The following is a 16,371-nucleotide window of genomic DNA, read 5'->3' as shown; positions in this document are numbered from 1 at the left end:
CGTCTTGCTCCTGACTGCGGCGTCCGGGGGCGGGGACACCGGGGCGGGGGTGGGACGGGGAACGGTGACGTCAGACGCCGACCCGGTCGGCGGGGACGTGCTGTCGGTTGAGGATGTCCTGTACATCGACGTGCTCTCCAGCGATGATCGTCTCGGCCGCGTGCGGGGTGAGCAGTGCGACGTGCTGATAGCCGAACAGCGTCGGCCGGATGCGGGTGAGCAGCTTCGACGCCCCGCCGAGGACCGCGGGGAGCGGCCCGCCGCCGAGCAGCGCCCAGAACGGGGCCCCGGTGGACGTGACGTCGAGGACGTCGTAGCCCGCGTCCCGGACCGTGCGGCGCAGGCTGGACCGGGTGAAGAAGCGCAGATGCGTTTCGTCGAGGATGCCGCGCCGGTCGTAGCCGAAGACGCCGAACGCGACCCGCAGCCGTGAGTACCAGTGGCTGAAGTTCGGCACGGAGAGCAGCACGTGGCCGCCGGGCCGCAGCACCTCGACGATCTCGGCGAGCACCCGGTCGGGGCGGGAGAGGTGCTCGATGACGTCCCCGGCGACCACGTAGTCGTAGCCGGTGCCGACCTCCAGCGGCAGCCCCTCCTCCAGGTCGGCGAGGTGGAAGTGGGTGCATCTGTCGCGCACGCCGGGGACCTCGACGTAGTCCACGCCCGTCACCTCGTGGCCGAGCGCTTCGAGGCGCTCGGCGAACAGGCCGCCGGAGCAGCCGAGGTCGAGGACCCGGCCGGGCGGGAGGCCGCGCATCCGGTCCAGGATGACGGAGTGCGAGGAGCCGTCGCCCTCCTTGAACGCGTATTCGACGGGCTTGGGGATCCAGCCGCAGGTGCCGAACCCCTTGACGGCCAGCCGGTATTCGAGGACGTCCTTGACGACGTCCTTCGCGTATTTCATGCCGTTGACGTAGCAGATCTCGTCGCCGTAGTACGTGGGGACCGGGATCTCCTTGATCCGCATTCCTGCGTCGAGGAGCTGGACGATGATCTGGGTGTCGAAGTCGAACGCGTCGGTGTTCCGGTGGATCGGCAGCTTCTTGAGCGCCGCGACGCTGTAGGCGCGGTATCCGGAGTGGAATTCGGTGAGCCGCGAGCCGAGGAGGGTGTTCTCCACCCGGGTGAGAATGCGGTTGCCGAGCCATTTGTACATCGGCATGCCGCCCTTGAGGGCCGACCCGGATTTCATCATGCGTGACCCGAAGACCGCCTCGCATTCGCCGCGTTCGATCGGGGCGACCATGTCGGGCAGGAATTCGGGGGCGTACTGCCCGTCGCCGTGCAGCAGCACGACGATGTCGAGTCCGTGCTCGGCGGCCAGGGCGTATCCGGCCTTCTGGTTGCCGCCGTACCCGAGGTTCTTGGTGTGCCGCATCACCACGGTGCGCGGCATTCCCTCCGACTGCGACCAGCGGCAGCCCGCGGTGAAGGTCGCGTCGTGGCTCGCGTCGTCGAGGATGAGGATCTCGTCGACCTTGGCCCGGAAGTCCTCCGGAATGCGGTCGAGGGTCTTCTCCAATGTCGTCTCGGCGTTGTACGCGACCACCAGGATGCCGATCCTGGGACTCGGGCTTTCCTTCACGGGGTGTTCTCCTGTTGTGCTCGGCACGCGGTGTGCAGGGTGGGGGCTCGGCACTCGGGGGGCGGTCAGTTGACGACGGAGCCGGCGGGTCGCGCGGTGCGGGGAGCCGCGACCGGGACCCGCCCGTCAGGGTTTTCCGGGGGCGGGCCGGGCGGCGCGGCGAGGATCTTGCGGACGCCGACGGCGAGGCAGACGGCGAGGAGGACCCAGCCGGCCTCGCCGAGGTGCAGCACCGTTTCGCTCCAGCGCACGGCGGAGCGGCCCTGGTAGCCGAGGATCGCGGTCAGGCCGAGCAGGCAGCCGTACGCGGCACCCTCCCAGAAGCCGATGACGAACAGTCCGGCCGCCGCCCAGGTCAGGTACTGGAGGGCGGAGGCGGTGGAGAGCAGCAGCAGGAGGCCCGTCGTGACGGCGACGACGGCGGGCAGTTGCGCGGGCCGCAGCAGGGCGAGCCAGGCCCCGGCCGCCATGCAGGCCAGTACGAAGAGGAAGTGGCCGTCGCCCTCGATGTAGGTGATGGCGGGCTCCGGCAGGCCGAACAGTTCGGCGAACCTGACGAGGCCCCAGAGGCGGTATCCGCCGCCCGCGTACTCCAGGACGTTCTCCCGGAGGTTCTGCGGCACGGTCATCAGGACCGGCCCCCAGACCAGGGCGACCAGGGCGGCGAAGCCCGCGCAGAAGCGGACGAGGGCGGGCCGGCCGGCCCGCAGCGCGACGAGGAACAGGGCCGGGAGCACCACCACCGGGATGAACTTGACGCTGATCGAGAGCGCGGCGGCCACCCCGGCGGCCAGCGGGGCCTTCCGGTCCACGAGGAGGTGGGCGGCGGCCAGGGCGAAGGTGACGGCGACCGCGTCGGTGTTGCCGTGATAGCCGGAGGTGGCGATGAGGACGGGACTGGCGGCCACTCCGATGCCGCAGGCGAGGGCCGCGCCGACGGAGCGGCGGCGGCGCACGATCTCGAAGACGAGCAGCGCGCAGAAGAAATCGGCGATCGACGCGGGAGACCTGATCAGCGTGCCGAAAGGGATGCCGAGTTCTTCGAGTTCGTTCAGTCCCAGGAGCAGCCAGCCGGCCAGTGGCGGGTGGTTGTAGACGGGCAGTCCGGGCAGTGGCTGTTCATAGATCCGAATGGGTCCGTAGCGCACGATCGCCTTTGCGAAACCGTGGAAGATCCGCACGTCCGCCGGGCCCGGCAGATTCGCCGCGATCAGCATTCGGGTGAGGAGACCCGCCGCCGCGGCGACGAGCACGACCGTCCTCGCACGCCGCACGTCCCAGGTTTCGCATCGCATTCGGATACCCATGAAAACAGAACGTAGCAACAAGAGGACGCGGAGCGACGCACCCATGACCGCGCCCGTACGGCCCGTTACTTGAATGCACCGCTTTTCCGCCCGGACATCCGGACCCGCCGATCACTCGAATGGTCCAGAGTCCGTCGGGCGGAATTCGGCGGTCACAGCATTCGGTCGACCACTTTCGCCGCCGCTTTCCCGTCGTCGAGGTCGCAGAAGTCCCGGCGGAACGCCTCGTACGCCCGTGCGTGTCCCGCGGTGGCCCGCGCCGGGTCGCGCAGGGCCTCGATCAGTCCGGCGGAATCGGCGATGAGCGGGCCGGGGGCGCGGGCCTCGAAGTCGGGGCAGAAGCCGCGCAGGGTGTCGCGGTGGTGCGCCGGGTCGTGGGTGTGGAAGAGCATCGGGCGGCCGGTCGGGGCGAAGTCGAACATCAGCGAGGAGCAGTCGGTGACCAGGACGTCGCTGATCAGCATCAGCTCGCCGACGTCGTCGTGGCGCGAGACGTCCCGGACGAAGCCGCTGCCGCTGTCCGGGACACGGCCGCCGACCAGGGGGTGACGGCGCACCAGCAGGACGGTGTCGGCGCCCAGTTCGCGCTCGGCGGCGGCCAGGTCGAGCCGCAGGTCCAGGGTGTGGCGGCCACCGGCCGACGGGCGGTCGTCGCGCCGGGCCGGCACGTACAGCACGACCCGTCTGCCCGCGGGGAGTCCGAGCCGCTCCCGCACCGCGGCGGCGACCTTGGTCCGGTCGACGGCGCGGAGCAGGTCGTTGCGGGGGGAGCCGCACTCCAGGATCTCGCCCCGGTAGCCGAACACGCGCCGCAGGACGGGGGTGGAGAAGCTGTTCGGGGAGACGAGGAGGCTCCACTGCCGGGCGCGCCGCTCGACGGCGGCGAGGTGGGCGGGGTCGGCCTGCTCCGTGCCCGCGAGGTCCGGGCCGATGCGTTCGAGGGGAGTGCCGTGCCAGGTCTGGACGACGTACTGGCCCTCGCGCCGCTCGAACCACTCGGGCAGCTGGGTGTTGGTGACGACGTACCGGCTGCGGGCCAGGGCCTCGTGCCAGGCGGTCGAGCCGTGTTCCACGGTCGCGGCGCCGGCGGGGACGCGGGCCTGCTGGTCGCGGACCACCCAGAGGTGTTCCGCCCCGGTGCCCCGGCGGGCGATCTCCTCGTGGATCGCGCGCGGCGAGTCGGAGTACTGGCGGCCGTCGAAGCTGCTGTACAGCACGGTTTCGCGCAGCGGCGCGGTGCGCATGGTCCGGTACGCCCCGCTCAGCAGCCGCCGGCCGCGCGGTCCGCGTTCCCGGGCGGTCAGCACCGGGCCGCCGACGATCAGCAGTCGGTCGTGGCAGCGCCGCTCGACGCGGTACTCCCGGCCCGTGAGGGTGCGGGCGGCGGGCAGGGTGCGGTGGGCGGCGGCCGGGATGCGCAGGGGGGTGTCGCGGCCGGGACGCGTGTCGCCCGCCGGGTGCCGTTCGCGCAGCAGGAGGTGCCAGCGGCCCTGGCCCAGGGGCAGTTTCCCGCCGGGGCCGTCGACGGCGTCCGGCCGGAGTTCGGCCCTGAAGCGGCGGGCCCCGGCGTCCCCGGAGAGGGTCAGCGGGAAGGCGGCCTCCTCGTCGTGCCCGCCGTGCCGGGCGATCAGTTCGACGGGCTGCCCCGCGAGGGCCGGGTAGGTGCCCTCCAGCAGGAGCCGGCCGTCCCGGGTCCAGGTCACCAGGTCGACGGCGGGCTGCACGGTGCGGTCGCTGATCAGCAGATTGCCGCGGGAGTTCGCGGTCAGACCCAGCTCGCGCCGCCCGCCCCCGTCCCCGTCCCCGTTCGCGTCCAGTGGGTAGCGGCCCGGCGGTACGGGGCCCGGCACGTCGATCGGCGTCCGGCGCCCGTCGGGGCCGACGAGGCGCAGGTCGTACGACAGTTGCGCGTGCGGCTCCCCCTCGCCCTCTCCCTCGCCCTCCCCCTCGCTCTCCCTCCCACCCGTGCCCTCCGCCGTGCCCGGCCGGGCACCGGCGAAGGCGTCGAGCGGGACGTCGGCGGTGAACCGCCGCCAGCCCGCCGCCGAGGGGGCGGCCCCCTCGTGCACCGTCACCGGGCAGTCGAAGGAGGTTCCCGAGGGCCGGTGGGTGAGTGCGAGGCGCAACGGCCCTTGGCAGAGCCGGTCGCGGATCATTCCGTCGATGACCACGGTGGCGGACCCGTCGCCCGCGTCGCCCGCGCGGTGTGTCTCGAAGCGGGCGTCGATCCGTTCGGCGTGCAGCACCAGCCCTCCGTCGTCGAGGTCGGGCACGATCCGGTGGTCGCCGTCCGGGCGGTGCACGGGCGGCGGGACGGCCTCCTCGTCGGCCGAGAGAACACAGCGGCGCAGCATGCCGTGTCCGGCGATGCCGATCTCCAGCCGCCAGGTGAGCCGTCCGGGGCCGTCCGCCGCGCCGATGCGGAGCCCGGCCGGGTCGACGACGGTCTCGAAGCCGGACCGGTCGTAGTCGTGCAGGCTCTGCCGGGACCGGGCGGTGGCCTCGGGCTCGTCGACCGTGCGCAGCCGCAGCGGCACCACGCGGCGCCGTCCCGCGCGCAGCCAGCCCGCCCGGAGCTCGCCGCCGCGCGGCCCGGCGGGCAGGTTCCGGATGTACGCGTACCCCTTGAGGTGCAGCCGGCCGCCCTGCCAGTGGGCGGACCGCAGCCGGGCGGTGAGCGGCAGGTCCCGTTCGTCGACCCGCAGCACCGGGCGCGGCACCGGTCCGGTGAGGACCGGGTAGGAGGCGGTGCGGCGGCGCAGGCCCCGTACCGCGAACGCGCCCGGTTCGGCCCGGTCGAGGGCGAGCAGGTCCAGCAGTTCGCCGGTGCGCCGTTCGCGCGCGAGGTGCCACATCAGCCGCAGCCGCAGCGGCAGCCCGTCCAGGACGGCCGGGTCGACCTGGTCGGTGAACTCGTTGGCGTACGTGAGGAAGGCGCGCCGGTACTCCTCGTCGCCGTGGGGCAGCGCCGCCATGAAGTGCCAGAGGTCGTCGGTGAGCACGTGCGCCTCGTAGCGCTGCTTGTCGGCGGCGCCGCGGTGCTCGTCGAGGAAGGCGGAGACCCCCAGCAGGTGCGAGACCCGGTCCTGGACGTCGCGGACGGCGGCGCGCCGGGTGGTGCCCCGGCCCGGCCGTTCGCGCCGGTGGCGGACGGGGTCCTCGATGACGTCGACGGAGCGGGCCAGGAAGTGGGCGGGCAGGACGACCGGGATGTCCTCGTGGAGGGTGCCGACCGGGAAGGCGAAGGCGTGCTCGTCCCAGAAGGACCGGCGGAAGACCTTGTTGCAGGCGGTCCGGTCCGCGGCCAGGTCCCAGTCCCGGGAGATGTGGGTGCGCAGCCGGGTCGTCGCCATGGGCCTGCGCAGCTCGGGCGACTGCTGGAGCCGCCCGTCGGCCCGCAGCCGCAGCACGTTGCCGGACGCGAGGTCCGATCCGGTCCCGTCCAGGGCTCCGACGAGGAGTTCGTACGCGCGGGGCGGGAGCACGTCGTCGCCGTCGGCGAAGGCGAGGTGGCGGGCGCCCGGGTCGCAGTTGCGGACCCCGGTGTTGCGGGCGTGCCCGGTCCCGCCGTTCTCCTGGCCCACCAGCCGGAACCGGCCGTCCCGTCCGGCGAATTCGGCGGCCAGGTCCGCGCTGCCGTCGGTGGACCCGTCGTCGACCATCACCACCTCCAGGTCGGTCATGGTCTGCTCCGCGAGGGACTTCAGGCAGTCCGTCAGGTGGAGCTCCACGTTGTGGACGGGTACGACGACGCTGAGCCGTGGCGACATGGTGAGCACGTCCGTTCATCGGAGGCCTGGCTGTCCGTACGGCTCAACCCCGTGGGCCGCCGGGGGTCACCGGTCGCGGTCCCTCCCGAACGGGTGAGATCGGCCGCTCCGCGGTTGCCGCCCCGGGGGCCCGGCGGACCGGGTGCGGGGCCGTCCGGCGGGCGGCCTACTCCTCGTCGCTCAGGAACAGCCGGCGCACCACGCGTTCGGCCGCGTGCCCGTCGTCGTACGGGCAGAAACGTTCCCGGAAAGCGGTCCGCAGCCGGTCCGTGCGCGGCGAGCACCACTCACCGCTCCTGAAGAGGTCCACCAGTTCGTCCTCGGTGGTGGCGACGGCGCCGGGAGTGTCGCCGGGGCGCCCCGAGAGCAGGTCGAAGTAGGTGCCGCGGGAGGCCCGGTAGGCGTCCCAGTCCGGGGCGTGGCTGACGATCGGGCGGTCCAGGCAGGCGTAGTCGAACATCAGTGACGAGTAGTCGGTGATCAACGCGTCGGAGGCCAGGCAGAGTTCCTCGACGGACGGATGGTCCGTCACGTCGATCACCCCGGCGCCGGACGGCCGGACCGGGCGGCCGTGGAGGTGGTGCGCGCGGACCAGCACCACGTAGCGCGGGCCGAGTGCGCGGGCCAGGCGTTCCGGGTCGAGGTGGGGGACGGAGCCCTCGCGGTGGCCGGTGTGGGGGACGAAGTCCTTGCGGTGGTCGCGGTGGGTGGGCGCGTACAGGAGCACGGTCCGGCTCAGGGGGATGCCGAGCTCCCGGCGGATCTCCTCGGTCCGTTCCGGCCCGGCGGTGAAGAAGACGTCGTTGCGCGGGTAGCCGAGGTTCAGGTGCTCGTACCCGGCCGGGTAGACCCGGTCCCAGATCTCGGTGGTGTGCGGGTTGGCGGAGAGGGAGAGGTCCCACTGGTCGGCGTGGGCGACGATCCGTTCGAAGCCGATGCCGCCGGTGGGGGCCGGGTAGCCGCGCCGGTCCAGTCCCATGGTCTTCAGCGGGGTGCCGTGGTGGGTCTGGAGGTAGCGCTGGCCGGGGCGCTTGGTGAAGCCGCCGGGGAAGCCGGAGTTGTTGATCAGGTACGTGGCGGTGGCCATGATCCGCCAGTAGGCGAGGGTGCCCTCGACGACGTACGGGGTGCCGGGCGGCACCCGGTCCAGGTACCGGGGGGAGACGGTCCAGACGCCCTGGACGTGCGGGGCCAGTTCGAGGGCCTTGGCGTGGATCGCGGCCGGGTTGCAGGCGACGCCCCGGTTCCAGTAGGCCCCGTACACCGCGAGGTCGGGGTCCAGGGGGCGGAGCAGGTCGGTGCGGTAGACGGCGCGGGTGAAGCCGGTCCCGAGCGCCTTCCCGCAGCGGCCCAGGGAGGTCCGGGCGCGGTCGTGGGCGGCCAGGGCGGCCTGGCGGGCGCGGTGGGCGGGGTAGCTGCCGGGCAGTGCGGCGGCGCGGTGGAAGGCGGCGCGGTCCTCGGGGGCGATCCGGCCGGGGTCGTCGAGGACGGCGCGCAGGTGGCGGGCGCGCGCCGCCCGGACGCGCGGGTCGTCGCCGGTCTCGGCGAGCAGCCGGGCGTACGCGTCGAGGATCGCGAAGTGGTGGCGTCCCGGTGTGGTGGCGGGGGTGCCGGAGCGGCGTGTGCGGTGGCGGACGCAGGTCCGGTCGAGGGCGTCGAGCGTGCCGGCGTCGGCCGCCAGCAGCACGGCCCGGTGGAGGGGGAGCACGTCCGCGTAGGGGCCGTCGGTGAAGTGGAGGCCGTGCCCGGTCCAGAAGGCCCGGCGGACGAGGCACGGGACGGCGGTGGAGAACCCCTCGATCTCCGGGGCGGGTACCGGGGCGAGCGGCGCCGCGGTCCCGGCGGCCGGGCCGGACCCGGTGCCGTCGGCGGGCACGCCCATCGGCGACGCGGCGACCGGCGGCATGACGACCGGGGCCGGTACGAGGACGGCCGGGGCGGGGTCCGGGATCGGTACGAGGACGGCCGGGACCGGTTCCGGCACGAGAACGGCGGGGGCCGGTTCCGGCACCGGGGCGGGGAGGGCCGGTTCCGGGACCGCCGGGGCGGGGACCGGGGCCGACACCTCGCCCCACCAGTCGACGCGGTCGTGGCCCAGGAGCAGCACGTCCGGTTCGCCCGTGGCCAGCCGGCCGGCGACCGCCTCCAGGGCGCCCGGCAGCAGCAGGCCGTCGCCGTCGAGGAAGAGCAGGTACCGGCCGCACGCCGCGGCGGCCCCGGCGTTGCGGGCCGGTCCCGCGCCGCGGTGCTCCGGAAGGGTGATCACCCTGACGCGCGGATCGCGCCGCGCGAACTCGGCGGCGATGTCGCCGCCGCCGTCCCGGGACCCGTCGTCGACGACCACGAGTTCCGGTTCACCGGGAAGCTGGTCGAGGACGGACTCCAGGGTCGCCCGGAGGTAGCCCTGAACGCGGTGGACGGGCATGACAACACTGAGAAGCATGGCAGCCGAGCGTAATCGCGCCGTCACGTGACGGGCTCCGAGTCAAATCCTGTGTTCACCCATTCGGGGCAGTGTCGGTGACCCGGGGCGTCCGCCCCTGTTGTCCGTGCATGAAGCCGCGCCTCAGTGTCGTCGTCCCGGTCCGCAACGTCGAGGACCATCTGGAGGACTGCCTGCGCTCGGTGGCCGAGCAGTCGGTCACCGACATCGAGGTGGTCCTCGTGGACGACGGCTCGACGGACGGCAGCATGGTCGTCGCCGAGATGTTCGCCGCCCGCGACCGCCGCTTCCGCTGCGTCCGCCGTCCCGGCTCGGGGCCGGGCGCGGCCCGCGACACGGGCGTGCGGCACACCACTCCGGGCGTACCGTACCTGGCGTTCGTCGACAGCGCCGACGTCGTCGTGCACGACGCCTACCAGCGGATGCTGGCCTCGCTGGAGTCCACCGGCTCCGACTTCGCGACCGGCAACGTGTGGCGGCTGAGCGAGCAGGGGCGGCAGCAGGCCCGGCAGTACCGCTGGCTGACCGGCACCCGGACCCGCACCCACATCAGCCGCGATCCGCGGCTGCTCGCCGACCGGGCCGTCTGGAACAAGGTGTTCCGGCGCTCCTTCTGGGACCGGCACGCCTTCTCCTTCCCGGAGGGAAGGCTCTGCGAGGACACCCCGGTGATGGTCCCGGCGCACTATCTGGCCGACGCCGTGGACGTCCTGCACGAGCACGTCTACTACTGGCGGGTGCGGGAGGACTCGATCGCCCGGTGGCGCACCGACGTGCGGGGCGTGCGGGACCGGATCGCGGCGTGCGAGCAGGTCAGCGCGTTCCTCGCGGGCCGGGGCGGAGTGGCGAACGCCGGGGCGCGGCGCCGTTACGACCTCTCCTGTCTGCGCGACGACTTCGTGTGCTTCCTGGAGGGGCTCACGATGGGCGGGCCCGCGTACCGGAAGGCGTTCATGAAGGACGCGGGGGCGTTCCTGGACCGGATGGAGCGGATGGACGGGGCGGGCCGCGCGGACCGGGCCGTGGCGCACGAACTGCCGGTGGAACTGCGGCTCAAGTGGCAGCTCGTGAAGGAGCGGCGTCTCCCGGAGCTGCTGGAGGTGCTCGCCTTCGAACGGGCCAACGGCACCGGGACGTTCATGGTCACCGGTGTGCCGGGGCGGCGGCAGGCCGGTTTCCCGGGCCTGCCGGACACCGCCCGCCCCGCCCGCGCCGACCTGCCGGCCGTGGCCCGGCTGACCCGGGCGCGGTGGGGCGAGGACGGGCGGCTGCGGCTGCGCGGCTACGCGTACATCCGCAATCTGCCGGCCCCGTCCGCGCGGCAGTCGCTGCGGGTGGGCATGGTGCGCGCCACCCGCGGCCAGCAGCTGCGGACGGTGCCGCTGCGCGGGGTGCCCGCGCCGGAGGCGACCGTCGACTCCGGTCAGCGGCTGCACGGTTACGACCACGCGGGCTTCGAGATGACCCTCGACCCGCGCCGGCTGCGGCCCGGCGGCTGGCTGGTGGGGGTGATGGTGGCCGCGCACGGCACGGCCCGCCGGGTGGCCGTGCGCGCCGCGGAGGCGGGGGCCGCCCAGCCGCTCGTCCACGACCTGGGCGAGGGGCGGCGGGCGGTGCTCGACTACCGGGACGGGCGGCTGCGGCTGACCCTGGCGCAGTTGCCGGCCCGCTGCGAGGCGCGGCGTTTCGGCCGAACGCTGGAACTGACCGGCAGGCTGTACGGAAACGTTCTGCCGAAGGCCCTGGTGCTGTTCTGCGAGGGGGTGGCGGACCAGGAGTTCGGCCACCCCGTCGAGTGCCGGGCGGACGGGCGTTTCACGGTGCGCATCCCGCTCGCCGACCTCGCGGGGATGGCGGCCGCCCCGTCGGTGCCGCACCGGGCGCCGCGCGAGGTCGAGACGGAGCCGGGCGGGCGGTGGCGGGCGCGGCTGGTGCTGGCCGACGGTTCGCGGGTGCCCCTCGCGGCGGCCCCGGAGACGGCGCCGCCGGTGGTGGCGGACGCGGCGGGCGAGCTGGTGCTGGACCTGAGCGGGCAGCCGTTCGTGGACGGGGCGGCGTGGACGGCCGAGGGCGCGCTGCGGATGGAGGGGGTGACCGGTGCGGGGGCGGAGACCTGGCCGGAGCGGGCCCCGGCCCATCTGCTGCTGCGGCACGAGACGCTGCGCGAGACGGTGGCGGTCCCCGTCACGCACGACGTGCGGTGCGCCGGGGCGCCGAAGGGGGCGGACGAGGACCCGTGCCGGGAGGAGCACGAGGAGGCGTACGGGGGGCGGCGGTTCACCGCGTTCCTCGCGCCGTCGGTGACCGCCGGGCTGCACGAGGGCCTCTGGGACGCGTATCTGGGCGGCCGTCCGGTCCGGGTGCTGACCGCGCTCGCCGGCCGGCTGCCGCTCCCCCGCGCGGGCCGGTTCGCCTCGGCCCCCGTGCCCGACCGGGAGTTCGCCCTGGACCGCCGGTTCGGCGACCGGCTGGCCGTGCGGGCCGGTTCGGTGCTCGCGCCCGCCGAGCGCGGCGCGTACCACCGGGCCGAACTGCGCGGCACGTACTACCCGGCGCGGCGCGCGATGCCGCTGCGGGACGCGGTCCTCTACCTGGGCGGCGACTCCCCGCGCGCCGTGCACGCCGAACTCCTGCGCCGGGGCGTGGAGACGGAGCACCTCTGGGTCACCGACGGGCTCCACGGCCACGTCCCGTCCACAGCCCGCCCCGTCGTCGAGCACAGCGCCGCCTGGTACGAGGCGCTGGCCAGGTCCCGCCGGATCGTCACCGACGACCAGCTGCCCGAGTGGTTCGAGCGGCGGCCCGGCCAGACCGTCGTGCAGACCTGGCACGGCGCCCCGCTCGGCCGGTTCGGCGCGGACCTGCGCGGCACCCTGTACGCCGACCACCACGAACTCGCCACGCTGCCCCGCCGGTCGGCCCAGTGGTCCGTCCTGGTCTCCCCCAGCAGCCACTCCACCCCGCTGCTGCGCCGCGCGCTCGGTTACGACGGCGAGGTCCTGGAGGCCGGTTCCCCCGCCAACGACCTGCTCTTCTCGGCCGACCGCGGCAAGACCGCGGAGCGGGTGCGGCGCCGGCTCGGCATCCCGGACGGCCGCCGGGTGGTGCTGTACGCGCCGACCTACCGCGACCAGCTGGTCCACCCGCCGGCCGACGGCGAGCGGCCCCGCTACCGCTGGGCCCCGACGCTCGACCCGGCCGCGTTGGCCCGCTCGGCCGGCGACGGCCACACGGTGCTGGTGCGCCGCCATCCGCGGGTGACCGGGAGCGTTCCGGAGCGGCCGGGGCTGCGCGACGTGTCGGGGCATCCGGACGCCGCGGAACTGCTGCTGGTCGCCGACGTGCTGGTCACGGACTACGCGGGCCTGATGTTCGACTTCGCCCACACCGGCCGCCCGATGGTCTTCCACACCCACGACCTGGCCCATTACCGCGACACGGTGCGCGGTTTCTGTCTGGACTTCGAGGGCCGGGCACCGGGGCCGCTGCTCGCCGACGCGGACCGGATCGCCGCGCTCCTGCGCGACGCGGGCACCCTGACCGCGTCGGCGTCCCGGCACGCGGCGGCGTACGAGAGTTTCCGCCGGGACTTCTGCGACCTGGACGACGGCGGGGCGGCGGGCCGGGTCGCGGACCGGCTGCTCGCCGAGGGCTGAGACCCGGTACCGGGACCGGAGCCGACCGAAGAACAGACAGGAGGCAGCAGGCCCGGTCAGCTCCTGAGCGCGGCGACGGCGGCCGTCGCCAGGTCGTCGAGGTACCCCTCGGGCAGCGGGGCGCGCACGACGGCCAGCCGCCAGTAGAGCGGGCCGACGATCAGGTCCAGCGCCCGGTCCGGGTCGCTGTCCGCCGGCAGTTCGCCGCGGGCCACCGCGTCCCGTACGACCACGGCGGCGATGCCCTGCTGCGGGTCGAGCAGCGCGGCCTTGATCGTGTCGGAGATCTCCGGGTTGCGGGCCGCCTCGACCAGCAGGTCCGGGATGACCTGCGAGGCGACCGGGTGGCGCAGCGCGTAGGCGGCGAGTTCGAGCACGGCGCGGACGTCCCCGTGCAGCGAACCGGTGGCCGGGGCCGGCATGCCCTGGACGGCGACGGCGGAGACCAGGTCGAGGACCAGGGCCAGCTTGGACTTCCAGCGGCGGTACACGGCGGTCTTGCCGACCCCCGCGCGCCGGGCGATGCCCTCCATCGACATCCGGGCGAAGCCCACCGCGGCCAGTTCCTCGAAGACGGCGCTGCGGATCGCGTCGGTGACGTCCTCGCGCAGCACGGCGGCTCCCGCGGGGGCGCGGCGGCGGGTTCCGGGGTCGGTGGTCATGGCCGAAGCATAGTCCGTGACGACGGAACGGTTGCGTTGCGACGTACGCACGTCCTAACCTCGGCGTTGCGACGATACGGTTCCGTTCCGTCGTTCTTCGCGTTTCCCGCCCCCGTCGAAAGCGATCGCGGTGAGCCAGACAGCAGCCCCACCCGCCCCCGCCGGCCCCTCGGCCGACCCCTTGTCCCCACCGGTGTACGCGCCGGGCGAGCTCGCCGCGCTGGCCGCCCGGCACGGGCTGACGACGAGCGGCGCCCGGCCCCCGCTGGGCGTGTACGTCCGCCGGCTGTGGGGGCGGCGGCACTTCATCACGGCGTTCGCCACCGCCAAGCTGACCGCCCAGTACAGCCGGGCGAAGCTCGGCCAGATCTGGCAGATCATGACCCCGCTGCTGAACGCGACGGTCTACTACTTCATCTTCGGCGTCCTGCTGGACACCAGGCGCGACGTCGAGGACTTCGTGCCGTTCCTCGTCACCGGCGTGTTCATCTGGACCTTCACCAGCAGCTCGATCACCGCGGGCACCCGGGCGATCAGCGGCAACATCGGTCTGGTGCGGGCCCTGCACTTCCCGCGCGCCTCGCTGCCGATCGCACTGGCCCTCCAGCAGCTCCAGCAACTGCTGTTCTCGCTGGGCGCGCTGGTGCTGATCCTGATCGGCTTCGGACAGTTCCCGAAGCCGTCCTGGCTGCTGGCGGTGCCGGCGCTGTTCCTCCAGACCGTGTTCAACACCGGTGTCTCCATGGCGGTGGCGCGGCTGACCGCCCGGACGCCGGACATCGCCCAGCTGATGCCGTTCGTCCTGCGCACCTGGATGTACGCCTCGGGCGTCATGTGGAGCGTGGACACGATGCTCGCGGGCGACCGGGTGCCGCACTTCGTGAAGGTGATGCTGGAGTGCAATCCGGCCGCCGTCTTCATCGACCTGATGCGCTTCGCCCTCATCGACAGCTTCGGCACGTCCCATCTGCCGCCGCACGTGTGGGCGATCGCCGCGGGCTGGGCGATCGTGTGCGGCGTGGGCGGATTCGTGTGGTTCTGGCAGGCGGAGGAGAGGTACGGCCGTGGCTGACAACGACGAGCGGGTGCCGACCGTCGTCGTGGACGACGTCCACATCACGTATCAGGTCAACGGCGCCCGCGCCGGGAAGGGCAGCGCCACCTCGGCGCTCAGCCGGATCGTCTCGCGCCGCCGGTCCCCCGGGGTGCGCGAGGTGCACGCGGTGAAGGGGGTGAGCTTCGCGGCGTACAAGGGCGAGGCCATCGGCCTGATCGGCTCCAACGGCTCGGGGAAGTCCACCCTGCTCAAGGCCATCGCCGGCCTGCTGCCCGCGACGAGGGGCCGGGTCCACACCCACGGCCAGCCCTCGCTGCTCGGGGTGAACGCGGCACTGATGGGCGATCTGACCGGGGAGCGCAACGTGGTGCTCGGCGGCCTCGCGATGGGCATGACGCGGGACCGGATCCGCGAGTGCTACCAGGACATCGTCGATTTCTCCGGCATCGACGACAAGGGCGACTTCATCTCCCTGCCGATGCGCACGTACTCCTCCGGCATGGCCGCCCGGCTGCGCTTCTCGATCGCCGCCGCCAGGAGCCACGACGTCCTGCTGATCGACGAGGCGCTGTCCACCGGCGACGCCAGGTTCCAGCGGCGCAGCAAGGAACGGATCAAGGAACTGCGCAAGGAGGCCGGCACGGTCTTCCTGGTCAGCCACAGCAACAAGTCGATCACCGAGACCTGCGACCGGGCGATCTGGCTGGAGGCGGGCACGCTCCGGATGGACGGCCCCGCCAAGGAGGTCGTGGCCGCCTACGAACGGTTCACCTCCGGAAAGAAGTAGGCCGAGCCCCCTTCGCACGGGCTAAGATCCCGGGGCTCGCCAGGGGTTGTGCGAGCCGAACGGTCCGACACGGGGGGACACATGCAGGACGGGGTGCCGGGGCCGCTGCGGGCGGACGATCCCCACGAGATCTCCGGTTACGTGCTGCGGGCCCGGGTGGGCGAGGGCGGGATGGGCACCGTCTACCTCTCGCACACCCGGGGCGGCCAGCCCGTCGCGCTGAAGGCGGTCCGCCGGGAGTACGCGCGGGACGCGGCGTTCCGGGTGCGGTTCGCCCGCGAGGTGGCCGCCGCCCGCCGGGTCTCCGGCTACCACCTGGTGCCCGTCGTCGACCACGACGCCGAGGGGGAGACTCCCTGGCTCGCCACCCACTACGTCCCCGGCCTCCCGCTGGACACCGTCATCGACGGGTACGGGCCGCTGCCGACGGCCACCGTGCTCCGGCTGACCGGCTGTCTCGCCGGTGCGCTGGCCTCGGTCCACTCCGCCGGGGTCATCCACCGCGACGTCAAGCCCGGCAATCTGCTGCTCGCCGCGAGCGGCCCCTGGCTGCTCGACTTCGGCATCGCGCGGACGTCGGACCTGCGCACCCTCACCACGGTGGGCCGGCTGGTCGGCACCCCGAAGAACATGTCGCCCGAGCACGCGCTGGGCAGGCCGCTGACGTCCGCGTCCGACGTGTTCGCGCTCGGGCTGCTGGCCGCCGAGGCCGCCACCGGGGAGCACCCGTACGGGCGGGGCCACGGCCTCGCGGTCGCCGCCCGCATCGCGGAGACCGACCGCGAACCCCCGGCGCTGGACCACCACCCCGAACCGCTGCGCCGGCTGCTCCGGCTCTGTCTTGCGGCCCGGCCCGAGGACCGCCCCTCGGCCCCGGAGGTCGCCGAACTGTGCCGCCGGGCGCTGGGCGCGGACGACGTGCGGGGGCTGCGGAACTTCACCGGCTGGCTGCCGGACCCGGTGGCCTCGGCCGTGGCCCGGATCGAGGCGGCGACCCGGCCCCGCTCCGCCGGGTACACGCCCACCTACGTGCCGACCGTGCGCGATCCGCTGGCCGCCGAATGGAAACGCCGGGTCCGTCGAAACCCGTCCCCGGGCAGCTGA

The 16,371-nt window shown here is 73.8% G+C and carries 9 protein-coding genes; 4 read left to right on the top strand and 5 right to left on the bottom strand.

Going from position 1 to position 16,371, the window contains the following annotated elements; translation table 11 throughout:
- Positions 1–70: 70 nt before the first annotated feature.
- From ABZZ04_RS11505 to ABZZ04_RS11490, 4 genes are all read right to left on the bottom strand, one after another.
- Positions 71–1,585, bottom strand: a complete 1,515-nt coding sequence (locus tag ABZZ04_RS11505) for a bifunctional glycosyltransferase/class I SAM-dependent methyltransferase (RefSeq protein ID WP_356931981.1) — start codon at positions 1,583–1,585, stop codon at positions 71–73.
- Between the two features lie 65 nt (positions 1,586–1,650).
- A complete protein-coding gene (locus ABZZ04_RS11500; protein ID WP_356931980.1) occupies positions 1,651–2,880 on the bottom strand; it encodes a hypothetical protein in 1,230 nt (409 codons plus the stop codon).
- Positions 2,881–3,044: 164 nt separating this feature from the next.
- On the bottom strand, positions 3,045–6,662 hold the full coding sequence (locus tag ABZZ04_RS11495; protein WP_356932113.1) for a CDP-glycerol glycerophosphotransferase family protein: 3,618 nt from the start codon (positions 6,660–6,662) through the stop codon (positions 3,045–3,047).
- Between the two features lie 166 nt (positions 6,663–6,828).
- Positions 6,829–9,105, bottom strand: a complete 2,277-nt coding sequence (locus ABZZ04_RS11490; RefSeq protein ID WP_356931979.1) for a CDP-glycerol:glycerophosphate glycerophosphotransferase — start codon at positions 9,103–9,105, stop codon at positions 6,829–6,831.
- 110 nt (positions 9,106–9,215) lie between these two features.
- Here ABZZ04_RS11490 and ABZZ04_RS11485 point away from each other — a divergent pair, with 110 nt between their 5' ends.
- A complete protein-coding gene (locus ABZZ04_RS11485; protein WP_356931978.1) occupies positions 9,216–12,761 on the top strand; it encodes a CDP-glycerol glycerophosphotransferase family protein in 3,546 nt (1,181 codons plus the stop codon).
- Between the two features lie 56 nt (positions 12,762–12,817).
- Here ABZZ04_RS11485 and ABZZ04_RS11480 read toward each other — a convergent pair whose 3' ends face one another.
- Positions 12,818–13,423, bottom strand: coding sequence for a TetR/AcrR family transcriptional regulator (locus ABZZ04_RS11480; protein ID WP_356931977.1), 606 nt, complete (start codon positions 13,421–13,423; stop codon positions 12,818–12,820).
- A gap of 181 nt (positions 13,424–13,604) precedes the next feature.
- Here ABZZ04_RS11480 and ABZZ04_RS11475 point away from each other — a divergent pair, with 181 nt between their 5' ends.
- From ABZZ04_RS11475 to ABZZ04_RS11465, 3 genes are all read left to right on the top strand, one after another.
- Entirely contained in the window at positions 13,605–14,495 is an 891-nt protein-coding gene (locus tag ABZZ04_RS11475) for an ABC transporter permease (protein WP_356932112.1), read from the top strand.
- Positions 14,488–15,267: an ABC transporter ATP-binding protein gene (locus tag ABZZ04_RS11470; protein ID WP_356931976.1), complete on the top strand. Its 780-nt coding sequence runs from the start codon at positions 14,488–14,490 to the stop codon at positions 15,265–15,267. Before ABZZ04_RS11475 ends, ABZZ04_RS11470 begins: the two co-directional genes overlap by 8 nt.
- 81 nt (positions 15,268–15,348) lie before the next feature.
- Positions 15,349–16,371 (top strand): serine/threonine-protein kinase, encoded by a 1,023-nt coding sequence (locus ABZZ04_RS11465; protein WP_356931975.1) that lies wholly within the window; start codon positions 15,349–15,351, stop codon positions 16,369–16,371.

The organism is Streptomyces sp. NPDC006435, from assembly GCF_040612315.1.
GTDB lineage: Bacteria > Actinomycetota > Actinomycetes > Streptomycetales > Streptomycetaceae > Streptomyces.
Note: the sequence above shows the minus strand (reverse complement) of the source record. Positions and strands in the feature narration are given on the sequence as shown.